Source organism: Actinoplanes lutulentus, assembly GCF_003259845.1.
Classification (GTDB): Bacteria; Actinomycetota; Actinomycetes; order Mycobacteriales; family Micromonosporaceae; genus Actinoplanes; species Actinoplanes lutulentus.
The window spans coordinates 215,453-239,318 of the sequence record NZ_QLMJ01000009.1; the positions used below are offsets into that span (position 1 = coordinate 215,453).

Below are 23,866 nucleotides of genomic sequence, written 5' to 3' on the forward strand. Positions count from 1 at the left end.
TCGGTCAGTGGGGGAGGGTGGTGCATAGGTAGGGCGTGTCGTTGAGGGTTTCTACCGCTACCTGACCGTTGTGACGGCCCACCACTGCTCGGGCCAGCATCAGGGCCATCGCGTTGCCCTGGCCGCCCGGGCCGGTGAACAGGCGGTCGGTGGGTTGTTCGGACGGCAGGCGGAAAGCCACTCGCCAGTGGCCGGCCTCCTCGGTCACGTCCATCGTGCCGTCGCCGCCGAGGGCGCGTACCGCTGCCAGCAGCCGGCGGAAGACCTGGGCCATCCGGGTACGGTCGCCGATCACATCGCCCGCTGTCGGCGAGGCGGGCAGGGACACCCTCGTTCCTGCTTCGGTTGACACCTCGGTCAGCAGCTCCGGCAGTGAGAACGGCCGGTGATCCAGCGGGATCGTGCCGTTCTCCAGGCCGCTGATCGTGGCGATCTCGGAGACCACGTCCTCGATGCGGTGCAGGTTGCGGCCCAGGATCGGCAGCACGTCGTCCACCGCAGGGTCGCCGGTCTTCTCCGGCAACAGGCCCACCACGGCGAGCGCGGCCGCCAGCGGGGTGCGCAGCTCGTGCAGCAGGGCACTGACCAGCTCGGCCTTGGAAGCGGTCAGCTCGGCCAGGGCGCGGTTCTGCTGGCGGCGCCGGTGCCGGCTTGGCGTCGTCGGCAAAGAGGGCTCCTGCGGTTCGGCCAGCAGACACAATGCGATCATGAGCAAGGTAACGGGGCGGAGCCGGGCTGAACGGCGCAATCGGTGGATCGGCGCCGGGATCGTGCTGGTGGGCGTGGCCGCTGCGGGTGTGGTGTTCGCTGTGAACCAGGACGAGAAAACCACGACGGCGCGGGTCGTCACCGTCGCGGCGGACAAGGGTGACGTCACCCTGGACGTGGCCACCACCGGGACCGTTGAGCCGGCCACCACCCGGAGCCTGTCGTTCGCCGTGGGCGGGACCGTCGAGGCGATCGCGGTCCGTGCCGGGAACAAGGTCGAGGAGGGCGACGAGCTCGCCACCCTGGACGACGCGGACGCCACCGAGAAGGTCAGCGACGCCTCCACCAAGCTTGCCGACGCTCAGGACCGGCTCGCCACCGCTGAGACGAACGCGGCGGCGGCCACGGCCAGCGCGACAGCTTGCGCCGTAGCCACGCGAACCGGTGGCGGCGGCGCGCCGGTCGCGGCCGGCGCGCAACTTGCGGCCGGCGCGGAAATCGCGGCAGTCGGCTCCGCCACCGCCTGTGCGACCCAGGGCTATCCCGACACCGGCAACGACCAGGTGCTCAACGCCGAACAGGCCGTCAACAACGCCGAGGTCTCGCTCGCCGAGGCTGAGGAAGCGCTCGACGGCACCGTCATCACAGCACCCATCGCCGGCACGATCGTCTCCATCTCCGGCAGCATCGGCGACAAGGTCAACTCCGGGTCGACCTTCATCGGGCTGGCCGACACGTACGACATGCAGGTCTCCGCCGACTTCCCGGAAGCCGACGCGGGCTCCCTCGCGAAAGGGCAGACCGGCACCGTCACCCTCGCCGACTCCGACGAGAGCTACGAGGCGAAGGTCGTGCAGGTCGACCCGGTCGGCACCTCCGACGGGACCCTCGTCCGGTACGGCGTGCTGCTCTCCTTCACCGACGTGCCGTCCGACCTGCTCGTCGGGCAGAGCGCCCAGGTCCAGGTACGCACCGGCGAGGCCTCCGGGGTGCTGCGGGTGCCGTCCACCGCCGTCCACGACGTCGCCGGGGAGTCCGGGACGGTCATGGTGAGTGGTGGCAGCGATCCGGTCGAGCGGACCGTGACCGTCGGGCTGCGCGGCGACCAGTACACCGAGATAACCGACGGACTGTCCGAGGGCGAACAAGTCGTACGTTCCTGGTGATGTCGCGGACAACGCCTCGGGAACCGGACAGAATGCAGATGTGAAAGCGCTTCGCCGTCCCAGTACGGCCGTGAACGCACTGCTGGCACTGCTCATCGTCGGCGCCGCGTTCTGGGGCTGGACACTGCTGCGCGACACCGACTCGGACACCGAGGCGAACGCTTCCGGCCTGCGTACGCTCACCGTCGACCAGGGCACCGTGACGAAGACGGTCTCGGCCGACGGCAGTGTGGAGAGCGCCTCGACGGCGACCGCCACGTTCACCACGTCGGGCACGGTCACCACGATCAAGGTGAAGGTCGGCGACAAGGTCACGTCGGGTCAGCTGCTGGCCCGGGTGGACGCCACCGACTCGGAACGATCGCTGGACCTGGCCGAGGCGAACCTGGACGCGGCTCAGGACGCTCTTGACCGGGCCGAGGACGCCGGGACCGACACGAGCAGCGCGACGAACGAGGTCACCCAGGCGGAGCTGTCCGTCGACGAGGCGGAGGCCGCGGTCACCGGCACGAAGCTGACCGCGCCGATGGCGGGCACGGTGACGGCAGTGAACGGCACCCTCGGAGGAGCCTCATCCAGCGGCGGAGGCAGCGGCACGACGAGCAGCAGCACCAGCAGCGGCTTTGTTGATCTCGCCGACCTCGGCAAACTCCAGATCACCGCCGCCTTCTCCGAGGCTGACGCCACCGAGCTCAAAGAGGGCCAGTCCGCCACCGTCACCTGGAACGCTCTGCAGGGCACCGAGACCACCGGCCAGGTGATCGCTGTCGACCCGACCGCGACGACCACGAACAGCGTCGTCACCTACGGCGTCACGGTGAGCCTGCCGAACCCGCCGGACGGCGCCAAGCCCGGCCAGACCGTCAGCGTCGCCGTGATCACCGGCAACGTCGAGAACGCCGTCATGGTCAACTCGGCAGCCGTGACCAGCACCGGCAACCGGAAGACCGTCACCGTGCTGGGTACGGACAACCAGCAGGAGACGCGTCAGGTGCAGGTCGGGCTGGAGGGCGATGACGCGTACCAAATCACCTCGGGTCTCACCGCGGGTGAGCGAGTGATCGTCCCGACCGCGACCACCACCACGACGACGACAAACAGCGGCGGCGGCGGGGGATTCGGCAGCGGTGGCGGCGGCGCCCCACCCGGCGGCGGCAGCGGAACCGGCGGCGGAATGGGCGGGCGCTGAGCGATGTCCGCCAGGCCGGTGCTCGACGTACGCTCGCTGACCAAGGTCTACGGCGCGGGTGACACCCTGGTGCGCGCTCTCGACGGCGTCTCGATCGAGGTCGAGCGTGGCGAGTACGTGGCGATCATGGGCTCGTCGGGTTCCGGCAAATCCACCCTGATGAACATCCTGGGCTGCCTCGACGTGCCCAGCACCGGCACCTACCTGCTGGACGGCGTTGACGTGAGCCGGCTCGGCGACGCGCAGCTCGCCCTGGTCCGGAACCGGCTCATCGGGTTCGTCTTCCAGGCGTTCAATCTCATCCCGCGCACGAGTGCGGTCGCGAATGTCGAGCTGCCTCTCGCGTACTCGGGGATGCGCGCCGCGGAACGGCGCCGCCGCGCGATGTTCTCCCTGGATCTGGTCGGCCTCGCCGACCGCGCCGAGCACGAGCCGAATCAGCTCTCCGGCGGCCAGCAGCAGCGGGTCGCGGTGGCGCGGGCGCTGGTCACCGAGCCGGCGTTGCTGCTGGCCGACGAGCCGACCGGCAACCTGGACAGTCACGCCACCGAGGAGGTGCTCCGCGTGTTCGACGACCTGAACGCGGCCGGTCGCACGATCGTGCTGATCACCCATGAGGACGAGGTGGCGGCGCACGCCGACCGGCTGATCAGGCTCTTCGACGGCCACGTGGTCGAGGACGCGCGAATCGGACGGCACGCAGCATGAATTTTCACGAAATTGTGCGATTCGCGCTGCGCGGGATCGGGGCCAACAAACTCCGTTCCGTGCTCACCATGCTCGGCATCCTGATCGGTGTCGCCGCCGTCATCCTGCTCGTCGCGGTCGGCAACGGCTCCGCCCAGGCGATTGCCGACCGGATCTCCGCGCTCGGCACCAACACGCTGACCGTGATGAGCACCAGCCGGGGCGCGTCACTCAGCCCGGCGACCGCGGAGGCGCTCGACGACCCGGTGCTCGCCCCCGACGTCAAATCCGTCTCGCCGGTGGTCAGCACGTCCGCGACGCTGACCTACGAGGGCGCCGAGCACGAGATCAGCACGTTCGTCGGCACCACGCCGGAGTGGTTCACCGCCTCCAACTTCCCGGTCGGCACCGGCGCGGTCTTCACCGACGACGACGAGGCGCAGGCCCGGCGGGTCGTGGTGATCGGACAGACCGTCGCCGAGGAGCTGTTCACCGGCGTCGACCCGGTCGGCGAGCAGGTCACCATCGGCGGCGCGCTGTTCACCGTGGCCGGGGTGCTCCAGGAGAAGAGCTCGTCCGGCTTCCAGGACTCCAACGACACCGCTGTCGCGCCGCTCAGCGCGGTCCGGCAGGTCCTGGCCGGGTACGGCTCACTCAGCTCGATCCTGGTCGAGGCCCACGACTCGGACATGGTGGACACCGTCCAGTCGGAGATCACCACGGTGCTGAACCAGCGGCTGGACGCGGACTCCTACCGCATCCAGAACGCCTCGCAGCTGCTGGAGACGCAGACCGAGACAGCCGACACGTTCACCACGCTGCTCGGCGCGGTCGCGGCGATCAGCCTCCTGGTCGGCGGCATCGGGATCACCAACATCATGCTCGTGACGGTCACCGAACGGACCCGCGAGATCGGCATCCGGAAGGCCCTCGGCGCGCCCCGCCGGGTGATCCTCAGTCAGTTCCTCATCGAGGCGACCCTGCTGAGTGTTATCGGTGGAGGCCTGGGCGTCGCGGCCGCCGTGATCGGCAGCCGCTTCGAGATCGTCGGCGTCACGCCGGTGATCGTGCCCAGCTCGGTCGCGCTCGCCCTGGGCGTCTCCGTGCTCATCGGACTCTTCTTCGGTGGCCTGCCGGCCGCCCGCGCCGCCCGGCTCCGGCCGATCGACGCCCTCCGCTACGAATGAGGACTCGTGGATTCCGACACCGAGGTGTTACCCCGTACCGACGATGATCTGAACAGCGCGATCGCCGCGGCCGCGCCCAAACGCTGGTGGAACCGGACGACGCTCGCCCTGCTGGGCCTGGTCCTGGCGGTGGGCGGCTTCCTCGGGGGAGTGCAGGCCCAGGAACGCTGGGGTTCGTCGTCTTCTCCTGCGTCCTCTTTTCCGAGGAATGCGGGGATGCCCAGCGGAGGCGGTGGTTTCGGAGGGCAACGGCCGGACGCTGCCGCGTCCGCGTCCGGCACGTCCGGAACGGTCAAGCTCATCGACGGAACCACCCTCTACGTCGAAACTGACGCAGGCGAGACCATTACGGTACGCACGAACGACACCACAGCCGTGAAACTGTCCGAGACGACGACGCTGGACAAGCTGGTCAGCGGCCAGCAGGTGACAGTGGTGGGCGCCGCCGACACCGAGGGCATCGTGACAGCGACAACGGTGACCGCCGGCTGAGGCTCACTGTCTCCATGTCGACGCGCCAGCTGCCCTGTTTCGCGCTCGGGTGTTGGTAACTTCTTAAGACACGTTGTCGGCATGAGGAGGGGCAGCATGAGTTCGGTGGACCTTCCCGACTGCTGCCCGCGGGCCGAGATCGAGCTGGAGGTCACCGGGCAGACCGCCACGTCGGTCACCGTGGCCGTGCGCGGGGAGATCGACATGGACAACGGGGAGCACATGCGGCACACGCTGCTCACGATGCTCTCCTCCACGCCTGAGACGCTGGTCGTCGACATGGGCGGGGTGCTGTTCCTCGGCTCGGTGGGCCTGCGGGTCCTGGTCGAGTGCCACACCGTCAGCCAGGAGCAAGGACGTCACCTCGTGCTGGACAACGTGCGCTCCTGGGAGCAGCGGGTCATCGAGATGGCCGGGCTCGGCGAGCTCTTCGACATGCGCACGAGCGAACAGGCCTGATCAGGCCAGCACCCGGAACACCAGCAGCGCCACATCGTCGTCGCCGCCGGCGTGCTCGGCGAGCAGCAGGTCGCAGATCTCGCCGGGGCTCAGGTCCTGCCGGTCGGTCAATGTGGCGACGAGCTTCGCCAGCCCCGCGTCGATGATCTGATGCCGCCGCTCGACCAGTCCATCGGTGTACAGGACCACTGTCGTACCGGGTGCCAGCTCGGTCGTGTGGTCCTGGCGTACCGTCGCGGGGTTGAAGCCGAGCAACGTCTCGGGTGACGTGTGCAGGAGGGTGACCCGGCCGTCCGGCTGGATGGTGGCCGGCGGCAGGTGGCCGGCGCTGGACCACCACATCCGGCCGGGCAGCAGCCGGACGAGCAACGCGGACGCGAACGAGCCGACGCCGAGGCCCCGCATCGCCACGTCGAGCGCGGTGAGGATGCGCGCCGGCGAGCGGTCCTGGCCGTACGCGACACCGCGCAGCAGGTTACGCATCTGCGCCATCACCGCGGCGGCGTCGCGATCGTGGCCGGTGACGTCGCCGACGACCATCGCGAGGGAGCCGTCGGGCAACTGGAACGAGTCGTACCAGTCCCCGCCGATCTGGGCCCAGTGCGCGGCGCTGCGATATCGGACGGCGATGTCGAGATTCGCCGCTCGCACCGGCGCGGTCAGCAGGCTGTGCTGCAGCGCCTCGGACATCCGCTGCTCGGCCAGCCGGACCTGCGCCCGGGTGAACGCCTGTGTCAGCGCCGCTCCGATGAGCCGGACGAACCCGAGATAAGCCTCGTCGGCGTGCAGATGCTCGCTGAGCCGGACGTCGAGAGCCGCGACCGGATCGTCCGAGATCCGGACCGACTCGGTGCCGGGTACGTCGACGACGGGACCGAGCCGGATCGTGACCTCGGGCAGGTCGGCCGGTGCGGACCGGAGCACGGTCAGGGCCCGTTCCGCGATGTTGCCGGGGCCGCCGGCGGCGGCGAGCGCGTCGGTGAGACGGGCGACGACCTCGAGGCGCCGGTGGGCCAGGATCTGCGAGGTCGTCTCGGTCGCGATGTCGATCATGCCTTCGACCTCGCCGGACGGTCCGACGATCGGGGAGTAGCAGAAGGTGAAGTAGGTTTCCTCGGTGAACCCGTGCCGGTCCATCATCAGCAGCAGATTGTCGGCCATGGTCGCCTGCCGGGATGATCGCACCGACTCCAGCATCGGCCCGATGACGTCCCAGATCTCCGGGAAGACGTCCGCGGTCGGCGCACCCAGCGCCGACGGGTGCTTGTCGCCGATCATCGGGACGTAAGCCTCGTTGTAGATCAGCCGGAACTCGTCACCCCAGAAGAGCGTGACCGGGTACTTGCTGCGCAGCGCGAGGTCCACGGCGGTCTGCAGCGTCGGGCTCCACGCCGCCGGCGGCCCGAGCGTGGTCGCCGCCCAGCCGACGTCCGCATACGCCCCGCGCAGCGATCCGGCGGCCTCGAACAGATCAATCACGCGCGAACTCTAACCGCCGATAACCTTCAACCGGCCAGGAGCGCCCCGAGCAACGCGACTCGCTCACCCACGCCGATTGCCGAGACCCATTCGGTACGCGCATGAGCACCACCACCGCGCGGAGCCAAGCCGTCGACGGTCGGCACGCCGAGTGATCCTGTGGTGTTCGTGTCGGCGGCCCCGTCGGCCGGGCGCCCGCCGATCTGCTGACCGATTCCGGCGGCAGCCATCGTGATCCTTTGCAGGAGGTCGGCGCCGGGTGGTGACGGCCGCCATGTCGGCCGCCGCGAGAGCAGCGTTGTCGTGACCTCGGCCTTGGCGTTCACCGGACGCAGATCGGTGAGAAGCGAGATCACCGCCTCCTCGTCCTCCGGTGCGACGAACCGCAGCCCCAGGTCGGCGTACGCCGAGCCGGCCACCACGTTGGTACGCCCGCCGCCGGCGATCGTCCCGGTGTTCAGCAGCACCGGCCGGTCCGCGACACCGGCCCGGACCCGCAGGAGCTGGTCGATCAGCTCGTCGATGGCGTTCGCCCCGGCGTCCGGGTCGAGGGCCGCGTGCGCCTCCACGCCGGTCACCTCGATGCGGGCGCGGGTGCTGCCCCGCCGGCCGGTCTTCAGGTCGCCGCCGGGATGCGGCGGCTCCAGCCCGAGGACCATGCCGGCCCGGCCCGCCTCGGAGCGCACCAGGTCGCCGGCGGTCGGTGAGCCGATCTCCTCGTCGGCCACCACGATCACCCGGATCTCCGGATGGGTCGTCAGCCCGGTGACCGATTCCAGCAGTGCCGCGATGCCGGCTTTCGTGTCGTAGACCCCCGGCCCGCGGATCACGTCACTCTCCACCGACCAGGGCATCGTCTCCAGGGTGCCGACCGGCCAGACCGTGTCGTAATGAGTCAGCAGCAGGGTCGGCGCACCTTCGCTGCCGGTCGAGGGAATGCTCCAAAGCAGGTGGTCGCCGGTGGGATGCGGCTCGCGGGTGACGGTGAACCCGGCCCGGGCGGCGTCCGCCTCGAGCACCTCGGCCAGCTCACCCAGCCTCACCGGGTCACCGGTCGGCGACTCCAGCAGTGTGTACCGGTGCAGCGCTTCGAGAGCGGTGTACAACATATGCGAAACATAATTTCCATCAACTGCGTTGTCAACGAGCCCGTTCGGCGCCAGGATGGGCAACATACGGTTTCTATCTTTGATCGCCGGGAGGTCCTCGTGGCCGAGATCCGCAACCTGGACGGCATCGCTGAATCGACGGCGGCCGCCGCGCTCTACCGCTTGGTCTTCGGATACACCGAGCCCGAGTGGGGTCTCAGCCCACGCCTGATCATGGCCTTGCAGAGGAACTCCGGGACGGCGATCGGCGCGTTCGGTGAGGACGGCACGCTGATCGGCTTCTGCTACGGCTTCACCGCGGTCGAGGACGGCGAGATCTACCACTACAGCCAGGCCGCGGTGGTCGCGCCGGGCGCGCAGGGCGGCGGCGTCGGACGCCTGCTGAAGCAGGCGCAGGCCACTGCGGCGCGAGCCACCGGGGCGCGTTCCATGCGGTGGACATTCGATCCGTACGCGTTACGCAACGCCCATTTCAACTTCGCCGTTCTCGGTGCCACCGGGATTCGTTTCATGCCCGATTTCTATGGTGAGCCCGGCACCGATCGGGTTCTCGTCAGCTGGGGGCTCGGGGGCGGTGCGGTTACGCGTACCCCTGTGGTCGCGAGCGTGCGGACCGCGGCGAGTGACACGGTCGCGGCGCCTGACCCGGTGGATCGCGGCCGGTTGCGAAGGCAGTTGATGGACCAATTCGGGGCCGGGAGCCGGCTTGCCGGCGTGGCACGCGCCGGAGATGGCGTCGATTACGTGTTCGAGAATGCTCCGTCGTGACGTCTTCTCCTTCCGAGCGGTTCGACCGCAATGTGCAGCGCCGTTCCGCGCAGGTGCTCAAGCAGCGGGTGCTCGAACAGCAGCGCGCCGAATTCGGGAAGGCTCTCGCGTGGGCCGCCGAACAGGACTCCATCGAACGCGCGGCTGCTCTCATCGTCTCGGCGAGGCGCCGTTACCTGCTCGGGTACGGAAAGTCGCACAGCTATGCGTCATTGCTCGCCGCCGACCTGAGCGCCGGTCTTTCCGGGGTGCACCTGGTCGACGGGGCTGCGCTGCGGTCGCTCGACGTTCTCGGCGACATCCGGCAGGGTGATCTGCTCGTCGCGGTGTCGATGTCGCGTTACCGCCGGGAAACCGTCGAGATCGCGTCGTCCTACGTCCGGCACGGCGGTGACCTGGTCCTGGTCACCGACGCCGAGGACGCGCCCCTCGCCTCCCTGGCAGCGGTGAAAATCGTGATCGGCGCGGACACGGCCTCCTATGCGAACTCGCCGGCCTCGGTCGTGCTCGCCCTTCACCTGCTCGCCACATTGACCATCGCCAGTTCCAAAGGGGCCGGTCGCCGCCTGCGTGAACGCGACGAACTCGCCCTCGAACTAGGCCTGTACGCGGAGGAGCCATGACCCGGATAACCCTGCGCCGGGTTCGGCTGCCTCTCGTGCACGAGTTCCAGACGAGCTCGCACGCCAAACGATTCCTCGACCACATCCTGGTGAGCATCGAAAACGACGACGGAGCGGTCGGCTGGGGTGAGATCGCGTCGCCGAGCGGGCCGTTCTATGCGGCCGAGACGGTGTCGTCGTGCTGGGCGGTGGCGCGCGATTTCCTGGCGCCGCTGGTGCTCGGGGTTTCCTGGGATCATCCGTCGGTTCTGGCGCAGGCGATGGGCAAGATCCGGGGTAACCATTTCGCGCGGTCCGGATTCGATGTGGCTGCCTGGTCCCTCTGGTCGGCCGGTCGCGGCGAGTCGCTGGCTTTTTCGTTGGGCGGTACGCGCTCGCGGGTTCCGGCGGGCGTTTCGCTCGGCATCGAGCCGACGGTCGACGCGTTGCTGGAACAGGTGGCGGCCCGGGTGGCCGAGGGATATCAGCGGGTGAAGCTGAAAATAGCGCCGGGTTGGGATGTGGGGGTGGTGCGTTCGGTGCGCGCGGCGTTTCCGCAAATGCCGCTGCACGTGGACGCGAACGGTGCGTTCTCTCTTTCCGACATCTCCGTTTTTCTGGAATTGGACGAGCTCGGGCTGCTGATGATCGAGCAGCCGTTCGCGCCGCGTGATCTGCTCGCCCACGCGGCGCTCCAGGAACGGATCTCCACCCCGATCTGCCTGGACGAATCCATCGAGGACGTCGCCGACCTGGCCACCGCGCTGAAACTGGGCGCCGGCCGGGTCGTCAACATCAAGGTCTCCCGGATGGGCGGCCTCACCCCCGCGATCCGCGCCCACGACCTGGCCCGCGCCGAAGGCATCCCGGCCTGGTGCGGCGGCATGCACGAATTCGGCATCGGCCGCGCCGCCAACGTGGCGCTCAGCTCCCTGCCCGGCTTCACGATGCCGTCCGACGTGTCCGGTTCCGACAAGTACTACGCCCGCGACGTGACGACCGCCCCGATCGTCTGCACCGGCGGCTTCGTCGACATCCCCGCCACACCCGGCCTGGGCTGGGAGCCGGACCTCGCCTTCATCGAGTCGCAGACGATCGACCGGGTGACAGTGGCGTAGTTTGGGCCCATGGCTCTCCCACCCGTTGGCCAAGAAGATCGGCGCCTGGCCGTCGGTTCTGGCGGTCTCGGCCGTGACGGCAGCAGCGTCCTACGTCCTGTCCGACCGTCGCTGACCAGACTTTCGCGCGAAAGCGTGGCATTCGACGGCGGCCCATGCGAGTGATGGGTGCTCAGGGCGTGGTGGGGTGCAGGTAACCGCGCAGATAGGTCAGGGAGTCCGGCAGGTTTTCGCCTCGGCGTAGTTCGTCGACGAAGATGGCTATGTCGAACAGCGCCCAGCGGATCGGGTAGAGGTTCAGGGCCGGGTCGGTGATCGTGAGGCCGGTCAGCTCCTCGTAGTGGCGCAGCACCTCGCGGTCGTCGCCGTCCGGAGGCTCGCCCACCAGGTCGGCGAAGCGGCTGGTCAGCATCCAGAGGTCGCGTTCCGGTGGGGCGATCGCGACGGTGTTCCAGTCGATCAGGAAGCGACCGTCGCCGGTGCGCAGGAAGTTGCCGGGGTGCGGCTCGCCGTGAGTCAGCACCCAGTGTTGCGGCTGGTCGGCGGCTAGGCGATCGCAATCGGTCAGCCACTGACGGACGTCGTCGGCTCGGGCGGCCAGCAGGGTGCGTGCTTCCGCAGAGTAAGGGCCCGCGTTCCACGGCCGATCCAGCTCACTCAGCGCCATGTCGATTTTCTTACGGCCGGGCACGCCCAGGTCGAGGCGAGGCGCGATCGTGTAGGGGTCGCTGCCGGGAAGCGGGTTTGCTGTGTGCAACCGGGCGAGGAGTTCAGCGATCTCACGGCGATCGGCCGGAGGATGCGGCGCGAACGGTCCGGAGACTCCTTCGAGCAGCGGGTACAGCGATAACGCGTACCGAGGGGAGAGCCGGCGGATGACCGCGCCGGTCTCGTCCGGGATGGGGGCGAGGACGAAGTCGAGCCCGGAATCGTCGCGCAGCGAGACCGCGGTCAGCAGTGAACGCCGGATCCGGTCGAGCTCCGCCTCCCGGCCCTCCGGCGCGAAACCGAGATCGTCAACCTTGACGAACCAACGCTGAGCCACCGACCAGTGGTGACTGCCCGCACCGACCGGAAGAAACTCGATCTCCCCGGAATTGACACCCCACCCGGCGCGAAGCGCCGAAAGCAGACCCCTTTCGGTCAAGCCGGCGGGCGGCTCACGCATTTTTCCGGGTACGCGTAACCGCCGGGATCCAGCCCAGCGCAGGCTCGCCCTCGACCGGCAGCACGGAGATGTGTCCGGCACCGGGGACGACGCGGAGTTCGGCGTTCGTGATCTGGCCGGCCAGCCAGGCACTGTGCGAGCTGGGCACCATGAGATCGTCGCCGCCGTGCACGAGCAGCACAGGCGTGGTGATCGTGGCCGGGTCGAACCCCCATGGGCCGACGTAGGCCAGGTCGTCGTCGATCAGCGGGGCCGGACCGTTTTTGATCGCTGGTTCGACGACCGAGCCGAACCAGCCCCAGACGCCTTCGAGAGCGGCCCAGTCACCGTCGGTGAAGTCCGGGTCGGTGACCGTGGGTGCGGCGGCGTAGGTCTCCTTGGCGGCGCGGCCGGCAGCGGCGGCCTGGAGGGAGGCGAGACTGCCCGGCCCCATCCCGGCGAACCAGTCGAGGCCGGCGGCGGTGTGCGGGGCCAGACCCGAGATCGAGACCGCCGCCGTGACCCGGGCCGGGAGCAGGGCCGCGCAGGCCAGGGCGTGCGGGCCGCCGCCGGAGTGGCCCATGACCGCGAACTCGCCGGCGCCGAGGGCGTCCGCCACCGCTGCCGCGTCGGTGGCCGCCGAGGCGATGTCGCGGCCCGGGCTGGGCGTCGAGCCGCCGTAACCGGGCCGGTCGTAGGCGATGAACCGCAGGCCGAGAATCGTCGCCGCCGCGAACAGCGGCTCCGGTGGGCGGCCGATGTTGGGTGTGCCGTGATGCCACAGGACGACCCGGTCGCCGTCACCCCACGAATAGGCATGCAGGATGCGGCCGCCGGGCAGGCGAACATCGGTCTCGATCACTCCCACACGATAATTGTCGGTGCGCCACTCCACACTTCCTGCCGTCGAACGCGTCACGAGGGGCGGAAGGGGGAACGCCGGTGACATTCGAGGAGTTTCTGGCGGCACGGCTGGCGGCGCTGCTGCGGTACGCCACCGTGCTGGCCTGTGACCCGCACCTGGCCGAGGACATCGTTCAGGAGGTCCTGGCCCGGGCGCAGCCACGCTGGGAGCGGATCGCCGCTGCCGACGCGCCCGAGGCGTACGTGAAACGCATGATCATCAACGAGCTGGCGTCGTGGCGGCGGCGTAAGGCGTCCCGGGTGGTGCCGTTGTCGCACGAGGCCCTGGAGACCGTCACGGCGCCGGACAGCGATCGGCAGGCCGAACTCGGCGAACGGGACGCCATGATCCGGCGGATCGCCCAGCTCCCGGTGAAGCAGCGCATCGTGATCGCGCTGCGGTTCTACGAAGGGCTGAGCGACCACGAGATCGCCGACCTGATCGGCTGCCGGCCCGCGACGGTACGCAGCCACACCTCACGCGCGCTGGCGAGTCTGCGCGCGAACTTTCCCCAGGACGCCACCAGGATCGGAGGCTGACCGTGAACGATCAGACGATCAAGGATGCTTTCGACGCGATCGCTGCCACGGCGGTCTCGCCGGAACGGGTGCGGGCCCGGATCGACGCCCGGGCCAGGGCACATCGGCAGCGACGGTTGTTGCTGGCCGGTGCCGGGTTTGCCACGGTTGCCGCTGCGGTGGGCGTACCCATGGCGCTGGGTGAGGGGCTCGGTGAGCTTGCGCCGCCGGGGTTTTCGCCGCCGCCCGCGGAGGTTCAGCCGGTGCGGGTGCGTGCGGTGTCGCTGATGTACGCGCCGACGTGGTTGCCGGACGGAGTGGCCGAGCGGTTCCGGGCGGTGCGGTTCACGACGGTGAACTTCACGGCGCTCGGCGGGTCCCGGTCGTGGTACCCGGAGGGTTCGCCGTACTCGGTTCAGGTGCCGGAAGGCAGCGTCACGTTCGGCATCGGCGAGCAGGCCGGTGAGGGGGAGACCGCGGAGCCGGTGAAAATCGGTTCGGCGGACGGCACGATGTGGGTGACCGACACGGCGTTCGTGCAGTGGCAGCCGGCGGGTGGGCCGTGGATGACCGTTTCTGTCTATGGGACCGGGGACGACGCCTCGATCGCGCTGCGGGTCGCGCGGTCGGTGGCCGCGACGACCGCGACCGCGCTGGTCACCATGACGTCGCCGGTCACGCCGCCTGGGTACGACGATGGGACCGCGCTGTTCGAGGTGTATCCGACGAGCGGCGGCGGGGCGCAGTCGCTGACCTTCACGTCGTCGGACGGGCGGAGCGCCTATCAGTTGTCGACGTCGCCGCCGGAGAGCGGGGAGCAGTTCAAGGCGGTCACGCGCAACGGCCTCACCGTCTATCTGCCGGGGGAGCCGGCGGACGCGGTCGGTGGCGGGGTGCCGCTGACGGATGAGCAGACGACGGCGATCCTGGCCGCGGCGAACGCCACGGCCCCCGATCTGTCCTGGGTCGGCTGACTGCGCGCGATCTTGAGCGACTTTCTACCGTGGAGGGTGGAGAATCGCTCAAGATCGCGGAGGGGCGGGATGCGCCTAGGCGGTCAGCTCTTTGAGGGCGGCGTCGAAGATCTCGTGGTGGCGGGCGACGTCGGCGATCGAGGTGTCCGGGCACATCAGGGCCATGTTGTGGAACGGGGTCAGCAGCACGCCGCGGTTCGCCAGGTAGACGTGCAGGAAGTCCTCCAGCTCGGCGTCCGCGCTGGCCGCCGACTCGGTGCCGTTGCGCGGGGCCGGGTTGGCGAACCGGTATTCGACGCGGGCGCCGAGACGGCTGACCGACCACGGCAGGGCGTACCCGTCAATGATCTTCTGAATGCCGTCGGCGAAAGCCGACGCCGTACCGATCATGTGATCGAAAGCGGTCTCGGTGAGCACGTGCTCCAGGGTCGCGCGGGTCGCGGCCATCGACACCGGGTTGCCTGCCAGAGTGCCGCCGACGCCGCCCATGTCGATCAGGTCGAGGTCGCCGCGGCCGGTGAGCGCGTCCGCGAGCTCTGCCGACAGGCCGTAGGCGCCGACCGGCACACCGCCGCCGATCGCCTTGCCGATCGTCACGACGTCCGGCTGCAGGTCCCAGAACGCTGTCGCGCCACCCGGACCGGCCGAGAACGTGTGCGTCTCGTCGTTGATCAGGTAGGTGCCGTACTGGCGGGTCAGCTCGCGGACGCCGGCCAGGTAGCCGTCCTCGGGCAGCACGATGCCGATATTGGTCAGTGCCGGCTCCATCAGCACGGCCGCCACGTCGCCGTGCGCCAGCTGGCGCTCCAGGCCCGCGAGGTCGTTGAACTCGGCGACCCGGCTCGTCTCGGTCACGTCCACCGGAGCGCCGACGTTGCCCTCGCGGCTCACGCCCTCGCCGTCGGGACCGACAACGATCAGCGACTCGTCGACCGAGCCGTGATAGCAGTAGCTGTTCACCAGGATCTTGGAACGGCCGGTGACCGCACGCAGCAACCGGATCGCCCAGCGGTTCGCATCGGTGGCGGTCAGCGCGAAACTCCACGCCGGCAGGCCGAACCGGCGGGCCAGCTCGGCACCCGCGAACGCGGCGTCCTCGGTCGGCAGCATCGTGCTCAGACCGCCGAGCTCGGTGATCCGCCTGGTCACGGCGCTGGTGACCGCCTCCGGGGAGTGGCCGGCCATCGCGCCCGTGTCACCGAGCGCGAAGTCGATGAACTCGTTGCCGTCCACGTCGGTGATGCGATTCCCGCGAGCTGTCGCCAGATAGATCGGGAAACCCGCGGCCGTCTTGTTCATCCAGGTCATGGGTACGCGTCCGAAGAGGTGATCGGCCTTGCCGTACGCGCTCGCCGAACCCGGATGGCGGTCGGTGAAAAGGGACCGCTCACGCTCGGCGAGCTTGTGGAGAAGGGCGCGATCGATACCGGAATCCGTCGACATGGCGCGACGTTACCAGGGAATAGTCACTCCTCGGTGGTTCTGAGAACGGTAACCGTACGACTGCGGCCGTCCGTGACGTAGAGCCGCAGACCGTCCGGCGAGAGCGCCACGACCCGGGGACTGTCGCCGACCTTGACCGTCGACACCACCTTCAAGCCGTCCAGATCGATCACGCTCAGCGTGTCCGAGCCCTCGTTCACGATGTACGCGTGCTTGCCGTCCGTCGACGTCATCACCGCCTGCGGTTCCTTGCCCACGCTGATCTGCTTGATCTGCCGCAACGTCGTGGTGTCGAAGATCTGCACCTTGTCCAGGTCGTAGTTCGTGACGATCAGCTTCTTACCGTCCGGCGTCAGCGCGATCGCGTGCGGCGACCGGCCCACCTTGATGTTGCGCCGCACGATCCGGTCCGCCGTGTTCACCACGGAGATCTGGCTCGACTCGTGGTTTGCCGTGTAGGCAACAGTGCCGTCCGGTGAGAACGTCACCCAGTGCGGGTTCGGCGGCACCGAGATGCGACTGGATTCGGTCAGCGACTCGTCGTCGTAGATCTCCACCCGTGCGCCGTTGTGGATCGGCACCCACACGTCACCGTCCGGGCCGACCGCCGGCTCGAACGGGCGCGGGCCGGTCCGGATGGCCTTCACGAGTTTCGCGTTCTTCGTGTCGATCACGGCCAGGCCGTTGCCGGTGAAGTCGTTCTCGAACATCGAGGCGTACACACGGCTGCCGTCCTGCGAGATCGCGATGAACCGGGGCGTGTTCGGCACCGAGACCTTGGTGATCTTGCGGGTGGCGACCTCGATGAAGTGGACGTCCTTGGAGTTCTGGTCCGCGACGTAGACGACCTTGTTGTCAGGGGAGACGACGACACCCTCCGGCTCCTGGCCCAGCTTGAACCGGTCCACGATGACGGGTGTCGTCAGCGAGACCGGGATCTCGGCGGCGGGCGGCTCCGTCGGGGCACCGGTCGTCTCCGGTGGGGTGCTCTGCTCCTGTTGCCCCTGCGGCGTGGGGGTCGCGGTGTTGTCGGTGGTGCCCGGCCGCAGGAGGCGGACAGCCAGGTAACTACCGGCCGCCAGGACGGCCACGGCCAGCAGGATCGCCAGGACTTTGCCGGCTCTGCGGCGCGGTTTCTCCTCGTGGTACGGGGCGGCCGGCGGCGGCGACCCGGGCTGGGCTGTGCCGCGGACGGTCGCGGGGTACGGGGCAGCGGGGCTCGCCTGCCATTCCGGGGTGGACTGCCAGCCGGGGGTGGCCGGTGAGGCGGGCCAGGTGGAGACGCGGGCGGTGGGTTGTCCCCAGGGGTCGGCGGGAGGCTGGGGGGTGGTGCCGGCGTTCGGGAAGACGTTGGCGGTCGCGGCGCCGGGGGTGCCCCAGGGGTCGGCGGGCGGTGCGGGTTGAGGGGTGGGCGCGCCGGAGGTTGGTGTTGTGGCGGGCCAGGGCGTGGCGGGACTGGTGGGCGCGCCCGAGGTTGGTGTGGTGCCGGGCCAGGGTGTGGCGGGAGTGGTGGGGGTGGGTACGTCGGCGGGCCACTGCGGGGTGGCGGAGGTGGGGGTGGCGGACTGCTGCTGGGGGGCGCTGTGGGATTGGCCGCTGGTGGTGGGTGGGGCGCCTGCTCGGGGGCCTGCGCCTGCCCACGGGTCGTCGGAGCCGGGGCCGCCGCCGGGCCAGCCTGTGGTGGGGGCGGCTGCTGCGGCCGGCCAGGGGTGGGGCTGCGGGTTGGTGGCAGCCGGACGCGTCGGTAGTGGGTCGGTGACGTCGGCGTCCGGGTGCGAGTTGGTACGGGCCGGGGGAGTCAGCCAGGGGTCGCCGGCCACGCCGTGGTGGCTCGGGCCGGGCCACGGGTGGGTAGGGGTCGGCTCCTCGGGTGGAGGGAGAGGGCTTTCGGGCTGGGCGGAAGCCGGTGGCGGTGCGCCGGCTGATGCCGCTGCGGGTTCTTGCTCCGCGGGCACCGGGGGTGTGGGAGCTTCTTGCTCCGCGGGAGCCGGGGGTGTGGGAGCTGTGGGTTCGGGGGGATCGGTCGGCTGGGCCGGCTCGGTTGTCTCCGGTCGGGGGCGTAGCCATGCCGCGCCTGCCACGGAGGCGGTCGGCCAGGAGCCGGCGGCGCTCCACCCTTGGTAGCCGGCTGTGCTGGAGTCGTCCTGCTGCGCGCCGGTTGGTTCTGGGGTGGCTGCCGGTTCCTGATCCTGTTCCGGTTCTTGTTCCGGTTCTGCCGCGGTCGACTCGGTGCCGGTCGGGGCGTGGTCGGTTGGTGCGGCCGGGGGTTCCGGAGTTGTCTGGGTGTCGGCATGCCCCGTCGTTTCGGGGGCTTCGGTGGATGGTTCGGGCGACTCAGCGGGTGTGGGGCGGACTTCGTCGGTTTCGGGAGTTGGGGGCGTGGGCCAGCCGGTGAGGCTTTGCTCCCGTCGTGGTCCAGGCACCGGCCCGCCGTTCGCCGAAGTTCCCTGATCCGCCTCGGGCGTTCCAGCAGAGGAACTGCCGCCGTTAGCCGGGATGCCCGACGTCGGCGCCGCCCCGGGCGCGGGCGCACCACTCACGGGCGCCTCCGTCCACGCTACGGCCGGGGGGTCGTCTGCGGTGGGCGTACCCAAGGGCTCGCCTGACTCGGACGCGGCCGGAACCGGGCCGCGGGGTTGCGGTGGCCGGCCGCCCCAGCCGAATCCGCCACCTGCCGCGTTCGGCCAGCCGCCGGTCGAAGAGGGAGCGCCGCTGACCGGTGAGGCCGAGCGGGGTTCGGGGATTGGCGCGCCGCTCGTGGGTGAGGCGGGTCGCGCGCTGGGAATGAACGGGGCGGGGTGTTCGGCTGCGCCACTGGTGGGTGCGGTCGGAGGGGCTGGCGGGGCGCTCGTGGGCGCGGCTGGCGGGGCGCTCGTGGGCGCTGACGGCGGGGCGCTTGCGGGTGCGGCCGGCGGGGCGCTTGTGGGTGTCGTGGGTTGGGCGCCCCAGGCGGCGGGTGCGCCGCTGGTGGGTGAAGCCGGCCTCAGGCCGGGAAGCGTCGTGGGTGGTTGGGCCTCAGGGGCAGCCGGTGCGCCGCTCGTGGGCGTCTCCGGCTGGGCGACGGCCGGCGGCTGCCCGGATGGGGCAAAAGCAGGCGGCGGCTCGGCCGATGCGAAAGGTTGCTGCCCGGATTGCGCGGCAACAGGCGGTTGCCCGTCCATCCCAGCCGGCGAAGCCGAAACCGGCACCGACGGCGAAGCCGAAACCGGCGCCGACGGCGATGCCGAAACTGGCACCGACGGCGAAGCTGAAACCTGGGCCGCCGGAACTGCTGAGGCCGGGGCTGCTGAGACCGGACCCGCCGGCAGAGCGATCGGGGGCCTGGCCTGTGCCGGGAGACCAACGGGACCAACGGGAGCAGCGGGGGCCGCCTGCGCCTGCGCCGGTGCCGCCAGTGCGGGCTGCCAACCCGCCGCCGGGCCGACCGGAAGCTCCGCCGCCGGTCGCGCGCCGTTGACGCCGGGTGTCGGGCGGAACCCGCCGGTGGATTCCAGTTCTTCCGAGACCTCGCCGGTGACAGCGAGCCTGGCCACGCCGGCCGGGCCCTCGACCGTGACAACCCCGTCGAGGCGGCCCACTGTCGGGAACCAGGAAACCTTGAGCACGCTGCCCTCGAGCCGGGCGTGCAGACCCTCCACCGAACTCGTGACCGCGGACGCCACGGTCAGCGGCGGGCCCTGCACGGGTACGCCCGCTGCGAGCTGGCGTGTCCCGGGCGGTACTCGTCCGAAGTCCAGGGCGGGCTCGGTGAGGCGTACCGAAGTGCGCCTTAAAGCGGCTGTAGCCGCGGCAGCCACCCGGCCCTCACCGGTGGCCATGCGTCGCAGGGTCTCGCGGGCTTCGACGGCCCGGGTGAGGTCGGCGCCGGCGGCCGCGACAGCGAGCTGGGCGATCATCGTCATCTGGTCGCTGCCGGGACGGCGGATGCGGGACACGTAGGGCTGGCGTCCCGAACCGAAGACCCACTGACGCACGCTCGGGTCGCGTTCGCGCAGGTGGTCGTGGAGTTCGCCGATGCCGACGAATCCGTCGCGGTCGCGGTCGGCGCCGCCGTTGCGAATGCCGTCGGCGATCATGCCGGCGAACGTGGGCGGTTCCGGACGGGCGGTCGCCGCGATCACGACGCGGCTCTGCCACTCGGCCGTGCGCGCCGCCCGGAAGTGATGGCCGGCGTCGACCGGCCCACCGGTACGCCCGTCGAGCAGCACCACGGCCTGCCCGGCACGGCTGCGCTGCATCATCGCGGCGATCTGCGAGACATCGACGGCAGTGTCGGCCGGTCGTGCCATCGCGGTGTCCGACCCGGCCAGATAGAGCCCGCCGCCCGGCCCGGTCAGCATGATCCCGCGGAAGTAGAGCAACACAAGATCGTCTTGGTCGCGTCCCTCGAACAGCGCGGTGATCCGTTCCCGCACCTCAGCGGACCCGGCGTCATGCAGAAACGCCACGTCGAACCCGCCGAGCCCACCGTCGCTCAACGCGTCGGAGAGCACAGGAACATCGCCGGTCGGCACCGCGAACCTGCTCAGAACAGGATCATCCTGGTGCTCGACCGTCACCACAACTGCCAGCCGTCGCCCGCTCATCGCATCACCCTTCATCCATGGTGCGATGCCGAAGCCTGCCACGAAACCCCTCGATGATTACGAACCGCCATCGTCCGAGAACGGAGCGTTGTTGATCTCGGGGTTTCACGCGCCGCCGCCATAGCGATCTACCTGCGATGATGTTGCTGCGGGCGCTCCATGATCGGAAGGCCGGAAGACAGTGCGGAATTCACTGGATTCAGTGGATCTGGCACGCTGACGGATATTTGTCACTCTGAGAGCGCAGCCGACGCTTTGCGTCAATTGCGGCGGTACGCCCTAAGTGCGCACGTGCTCGTCGAAAGGTTGAGTGGCGGACCGCTGGGCGGGGTGAGGCGGTGCTCGGGCCGGTGCCCACAGCTTGGCGGCTCGGTCCGCGGCCCGGTTGACGATCCAATTCGCGCCCCGGCCCGGCCCGGCCCGGTTGACGGTTTGCTTGCTGACGGCCTGGCCCGGGTTTGCGGTCCGGCCCGGTTGGCGGTCTGAGTGTGTGGTCCGGTCGAGGTTCGGGCGTGCCCCGTCCTCCGCGTGTCGATTTTGGGCGCGGATTGCACCGCAAATCGACACAGTGTTGCCGAGCCGAGCCGAGCCGAGCCGAGCCGAGCCGGGGCTGGGCCGGGCCGAGCCGGGACTGGGCCGAGCCGCGGCTGGGCGAGGGCTGGGCCGGACTGGGCTGGAACAGCGGCTGGGTTGGTGTGTGTTGAGTTGGGGTTGGTGGGGGTGTTGTCCACAGTTCGGCGTTATCCACAGGGGCTGAGCGGACGATCTTTGGGAGCTGTCAGCGTGGCCCGATGACCGGGGATTTCGATGACTTCGCCGAACTCTGCTTTGCGCAGTCGGGTGTGCTGACCACTGCTCAGGCTGTCGCGCTGCTCGGCCGGGGCGTCGTACGCGGGCATTTGCATTCAGGCCGGTGGCGACGGGTTTGCCGGGGCATTGTCAGTACGACCAACGGGCGGCTTGAGCGGCGGCAGCAGGTATGGGTCGCGGTGCTGACGGCGGGGCCGGGAGCGGCGCTCGGTGGGGTGACGGCGCTGGCTGAGGCCGGGGTGCGTGGTCTGCAGGAGGGGATGCTGCGGGTAGTGGTGCCGGCAGCACGGGGCAGGAGTCTCCGGTTGCCGGCGATGCCTGAGGACATGCCGGTGGTGCGGGTGACGCGTACCCGGTGCTTGCCGGAAGAGCATCGGAATGCCGGCAGCCCGCCGCGGATGATCGTTTCGCGAGCGCTGGTGGACGCGGCGGCGTGGGCGCCGAGTGAGGACGCCGCGCGGACGATCATCGCGGCTACGTTTCAGCAGCGGGGCGGGTGGTGGCTGAGGACGTGTTCGGGGTGCTCGGGGTGCGGAAGCGGCTGCCGCGGTTCGCGATGATCAAGCGGACCGTGCTCGACGTCGCGGGTGGGGCGCAGGCGCTCTCGGAGATCGACTTCGTGGACATGTGCCGGCGGGCGAGCATTCCGGCGCCGGAACTTCAGAAGCGGCGACGGGACGACTCCGGGCGGCTGCGCTATCTCGACGCCTATTGGCCGAGGTGGCGGTTGCATGTCGAGGTCGACGGTTCGCATCACATCGAGGCACGCCAGTGGGCCGAGGACATGGTGCGGCAGAACCAGGTGTGGATCGAGGGGGATCGGATCCTGCGGTTCCCGGCGGGCCTGATTCGGTCACGGCCGGATGTGGTGGTTGGTCAGCTACGGGCGGCGCTGGAGGCCGCGGGCTGGCATGACTAACCGGTGGACCGGCTGAGCGCCCGGTCGGCTGAGCGCCCGGCTGGCTGAGCGCCCGGTCGGCTGGGCGCGCGGTCGGCGGTTGCCGGGACTGGGGCCGTCAGGTGCCTTCCACTGGGGGATGCAACTGATCGGGAACGGTCACACGTAGAGGTCGAAGACCTGGTGGGCGGCTCGGATCCGGGCTACGTCGTTGGCCCGGGCGGACTCGATGCGGGAGACCTGGGCGGCCGCGTTCTCGATGGTGGCGCGGATCGCGGTCACGGTGCTCGGGGCTACGTCGCCCGCGCTGATCGACTCGGCGAGCTTGGTACGGCTGGACTGGAGGCGGCTCCATGCCGCGGCGCTGCTCCAGCTGGCGGCGGTGGTCGCGGCGCTGATGTACATCGGGGCTCCTCGGGGGTCGGGCCGTTCGTGACGGCCCCAAACATCGTCCGGGTCGCTCCTGAGCTGCAACTTTTGCCAGTGACCTATGCAACAGCTGTGCAACCTGGGCGGTTGCTGTGAAAAGCGGCCGGGATCCGGTACACGGGGTACCGGATCCCGGCCCAGGCTGGGTCAGTTGTTGACGGCGGCCAGGTCGCGGGCCTTCTCCGGCCAGCTGGAGAGGGTCGGCGCCAGACGCATGCCGGCGGCGGTGACGGCCTGCTTCAGCGCGGCGACGTCGGAGTCGGCCAGCTTGGCGTACGTGGTGATGCCGGCAGCGGCGAGCGCCATCGCCATCTTCGGGCCGATGCCGGCGATCTTGGTCAGATCGTCGGGCTCCGGAACGTCGGCCGGAATCGCGGCGGCGATCTCCGCGCTGGTGAGCGGCGCGGCCTCCGGCTCCTCGTCGGCAACCGGCTCCAAGTCGGCGAACGACTCAGCGGCAACCGGCTCGGCAGGCGCATCGACAGCTACCGGCGCGACAACAGCCGACTCAGCGACAACCGGCTCAGCGGCGGCAACGGGCTCCGGCGCGACAACCGGCTCCGGGGCGACGACAGGCTCGGCGGCGGCAACCGGCTCCGGGGCGACAACCGGCTCCGGGGCGACAACGGGCTCGGCGACAGCGACGGGCTCCGGGTCAGCAACCGGCTCAGCAGCGGCAACCGGCTCGTCGACCGGCGCGGCCGGCTCAACGACAGCGGCCGGCTTCTCTTCGATGAGAGGCTCGGCGACGGGCTCGGCGACAACCGGCGCGGCGACAACCGGCTCGACTACCTCATCATCCGACTTGGACTCAGCCACGACGGGCTCGACGACCGGCTCGGCCACGACGACCGGCTCCGCGACGGCTTCATCGGACTTCGCCGGCGTCTCGACGGTGGACTCAACCGGCTCGTCGACAACCGGCTCGTCGACAACCGGCTCGTCGACAACCGGCGCGTCAACGACCGGCTCGGAAGCGACAACCGGTGCAACAGCAGCAGGGGCAGGCTCAGCGGACTCGGCGGGCGCGGGCTTGGCGGCGCCGAGGCGTCCCTTGACCAACCAGCCGGCTATAGCGCCGATCACGAGCCCGGCAACAAAGTAGAGGAATGATGCCATATCGGGCCTCCGGACAGGAGATGGGGGTGCATGTGGTAGCGGGCAGCTTTCCACATCCCACAAACCCGGCGTGA

Annotated in this window: 21 protein-coding genes; 12 read left to right on the forward strand and 9 right to left on the reverse strand. The window is 70.0% G+C overall.

The features are described from left to right. Positions 1 to 4: 4 nt before the first annotated feature. Entirely contained in the window at positions 5 to 667 is a 663-nt protein-coding gene (locus tag B0I29_RS20965; protein WP_245972652.1) for a sensor histidine kinase, read from the reverse strand. 40 nt (positions 668 to 707) lie between these two features. Here B0I29_RS20965 and B0I29_RS20970 point away from each other — a divergent pair, with 40 nt between their 5' ends. The 6 genes from B0I29_RS20970 to B0I29_RS20995 all read left to right on the forward strand — a co-directional run bounded on the left by B0I29_RS20970 (position 708) and on the right by B0I29_RS20995 (position 5,888). Next, positions 708 to 1,874, forward strand: a complete 1,167-nt coding sequence (locus B0I29_RS20970) for an efflux RND transporter periplasmic adaptor subunit (protein WP_111650717.1) — start codon at positions 708 to 710, stop codon at positions 1,872 to 1,874. A gap of 70 nt (positions 1,875 to 1,944) precedes the next feature. Next, positions 1,945 to 3,063 carry an efflux RND transporter periplasmic adaptor subunit gene (locus B0I29_RS20975; protein WP_111650718.1) on the forward strand — a complete coding sequence of 373 codons (1,119 nt, stop codon included), beginning with the start codon at positions 1,945 to 1,947 and terminating at the stop codon, positions 3,061 to 3,063. 3 nt (positions 3,064 to 3,066) lie between these two features. Then, positions 3,067 to 3,771 carry an ABC transporter ATP-binding protein gene (locus B0I29_RS20980; protein ID WP_111650719.1) on the forward strand — a complete coding sequence of 235 codons (705 nt, stop codon included), beginning with the start codon at positions 3,067 to 3,069 and terminating at the stop codon, positions 3,769 to 3,771. Then, positions 3,768 to 4,937: an ABC transporter permease gene (locus B0I29_RS20985; protein WP_111650720.1), complete on the forward strand. Its 1,170-nt coding sequence runs from the start codon at positions 3,768 to 3,770 to the stop codon at positions 4,935 to 4,937. Before B0I29_RS20980 ends, B0I29_RS20985 begins: the two co-directional genes overlap by 4 nt. A gap of 6 nt (positions 4,938 to 4,943) precedes the next feature. Beyond that, entirely contained in the window at positions 4,944 to 5,429 is a 486-nt protein-coding gene (locus B0I29_RS20990; RefSeq protein ID WP_111650721.1) for a hypothetical protein, read from the forward strand. A gap of 96 nt (positions 5,430 to 5,525) precedes the next feature. After that, positions 5,526 to 5,888: an STAS domain-containing protein gene (locus B0I29_RS20995; RefSeq protein WP_181557900.1), complete on the forward strand. Its 363-nt coding sequence runs from the start codon at positions 5,526 to 5,528 to the stop codon at positions 5,886 to 5,888. On the opposite strand, the gene B0I29_RS21000 is transcribed toward B0I29_RS20995, so the two are convergent. Then, on the reverse strand, positions 5,889 to 7,367 hold the full coding sequence (locus B0I29_RS21000; protein ID WP_111650723.1) for a PP2C family protein-serine/threonine phosphatase: 1,479 nt from the start codon (positions 7,365 to 7,367) through the stop codon (positions 5,889 to 5,891). A 26-nt stretch (positions 7,368 to 7,393) separates the two neighbouring features. Continuing rightward, the gene (locus B0I29_RS21005; protein WP_111650724.1) at positions 7,394 to 8,476 is read right to left on the reverse strand and encodes a M20/M25/M40 family metallo-hydrolase; all 1,083 of its coding nucleotides are present in this window, start codon (positions 8,474 to 8,476) and stop codon (positions 7,394 to 7,396) included. Here B0I29_RS21005 and B0I29_RS21010 point away from each other — a divergent pair. Genes B0I29_RS21010 through menC form a run of 3 tightly spaced genes read left to right on the forward strand, consistent with a single transcriptional unit; the run spans position 8,447 to position 10,964 of the window. Beyond that, positions 8,447 to 9,244 carry a GNAT family N-acetyltransferase gene (locus B0I29_RS21010; RefSeq protein WP_245972653.1) on the forward strand — a complete coding sequence of 266 codons (798 nt, stop codon included), beginning with the start codon at positions 8,447 to 8,449 and terminating at the stop codon, positions 9,242 to 9,244. The two genes, B0I29_RS21005 and B0I29_RS21010, sit on opposite strands and share 30 nt — an antisense overlap. Beyond that, complete coding sequence (locus B0I29_RS21015; RefSeq protein WP_111650726.1) at positions 9,241 to 9,867, forward strand: MurR/RpiR family transcriptional regulator; 627 nt, start codon at positions 9,241 to 9,243, stop codon at positions 9,865 to 9,867. Before B0I29_RS21010 ends, B0I29_RS21015 begins: the two co-directional genes overlap by 4 nt. Then, on the forward strand, positions 9,864 to 10,964 hold the full coding sequence (gene menC / locus B0I29_RS21020) for an o-succinylbenzoate synthase (RefSeq protein ID WP_111650727.1): 1,101 nt from the start codon (positions 9,864 to 9,866) through the stop codon (positions 10,962 to 10,964). Before B0I29_RS21015 ends, menC begins: the two co-directional genes overlap by 4 nt. 172 nt (positions 10,965 to 11,136) lie before the next feature. Here the strand turns inward: menC and B0I29_RS21025 are convergent, their stop codons facing one another. Further along, the gene (locus B0I29_RS21025) at positions 11,137 to 12,009 is read right to left on the reverse strand and encodes a phosphotransferase (RefSeq protein ID WP_245972654.1); all 873 of its coding nucleotides are present in this window, start codon (positions 12,007 to 12,009) and stop codon (positions 11,137 to 11,139) included. Between the two features lie 115 nt (positions 12,010 to 12,124). After that, positions 12,125 to 12,973: an alpha/beta fold hydrolase gene (locus B0I29_RS21030; protein WP_220091382.1), complete on the reverse strand. Its 849-nt coding sequence runs from the start codon at positions 12,971 to 12,973 to the stop codon at positions 12,125 to 12,127. A gap of 80 nt (positions 12,974 to 13,053) precedes the next feature. On the opposite strand from B0I29_RS21030, the gene B0I29_RS21035 reads away from it, so the two are divergent. Both B0I29_RS21035 and B0I29_RS21040 read left to right on the forward strand, forming a co-directional pair. Then, positions 13,054 to 13,554: a SigE family RNA polymerase sigma factor gene (locus B0I29_RS21035; protein ID WP_111650729.1), complete on the forward strand. Its 501-nt coding sequence runs from the start codon at positions 13,054 to 13,056 to the stop codon at positions 13,552 to 13,554. 2 nt (positions 13,555 to 13,556) lie between these two features. Beyond that, a complete protein-coding gene (locus B0I29_RS21040) occupies positions 13,557 to 14,507 on the forward strand; it encodes a hypothetical protein (protein WP_111650730.1) in 951 nt (316 codons plus the stop codon). Positions 14,508 to 14,582: 75 nt separating this feature from the next. Here B0I29_RS21040 and B0I29_RS21045 read toward each other — a convergent pair whose 3' ends face one another. Together B0I29_RS21045 and B0I29_RS47480 are read right to left on the reverse strand one after the other, a co-directional pair. After that, positions 14,583 to 15,950, reverse strand: a complete 1,368-nt coding sequence (locus B0I29_RS21045) for a transaminase (RefSeq protein ID WP_111650731.1) — start codon at positions 15,948 to 15,950, stop codon at positions 14,583 to 14,585. Between the two features lie 23 nt (positions 15,951 to 15,973). Further along, complete coding sequence (locus tag B0I29_RS47480; protein ID WP_146616839.1) at positions 15,974 to 20,536, reverse strand: beta-propeller fold lactonase family protein; 4,563 nt, start codon at positions 20,534 to 20,536, stop codon at positions 15,974 to 15,976. Between the two features lie 1,309 nt (positions 20,537 to 21,845). On the opposite strand from B0I29_RS47480, the gene B0I29_RS46820 reads away from it, so the two are divergent. Next, positions 21,846 to 22,265 carry a DUF559 domain-containing protein gene (locus B0I29_RS46820; RefSeq protein WP_245972655.1) on the forward strand — a complete coding sequence of 140 codons (420 nt, stop codon included), beginning with the start codon at positions 21,846 to 21,848 and terminating at the stop codon, positions 22,263 to 22,265. A 138-nt stretch (positions 22,266 to 22,403) separates the two neighbouring features. On the opposite strand, the gene B0I29_RS21070 is transcribed toward B0I29_RS46820, so the two are convergent. Together B0I29_RS21070 and B0I29_RS21075 are read right to left on the reverse strand one after the other, a co-directional pair. Continuing rightward, positions 22,404 to 22,649 (reverse strand): hypothetical protein, encoded by a 246-nt coding sequence (locus B0I29_RS21070; RefSeq protein WP_111650735.1) that lies wholly within the window; start codon positions 22,647 to 22,649, stop codon positions 22,404 to 22,406. A 171-nt stretch (positions 22,650 to 22,820) separates the two neighbouring features. Beyond that, a complete protein-coding gene (locus tag B0I29_RS21075) occupies positions 22,821 to 23,792 on the reverse strand; it encodes a helix-hairpin-helix domain-containing protein (protein WP_146616840.1) in 972 nt (323 codons plus the stop codon). Positions 23,793 to 23,866: the final 74 nt, after the last annotated feature.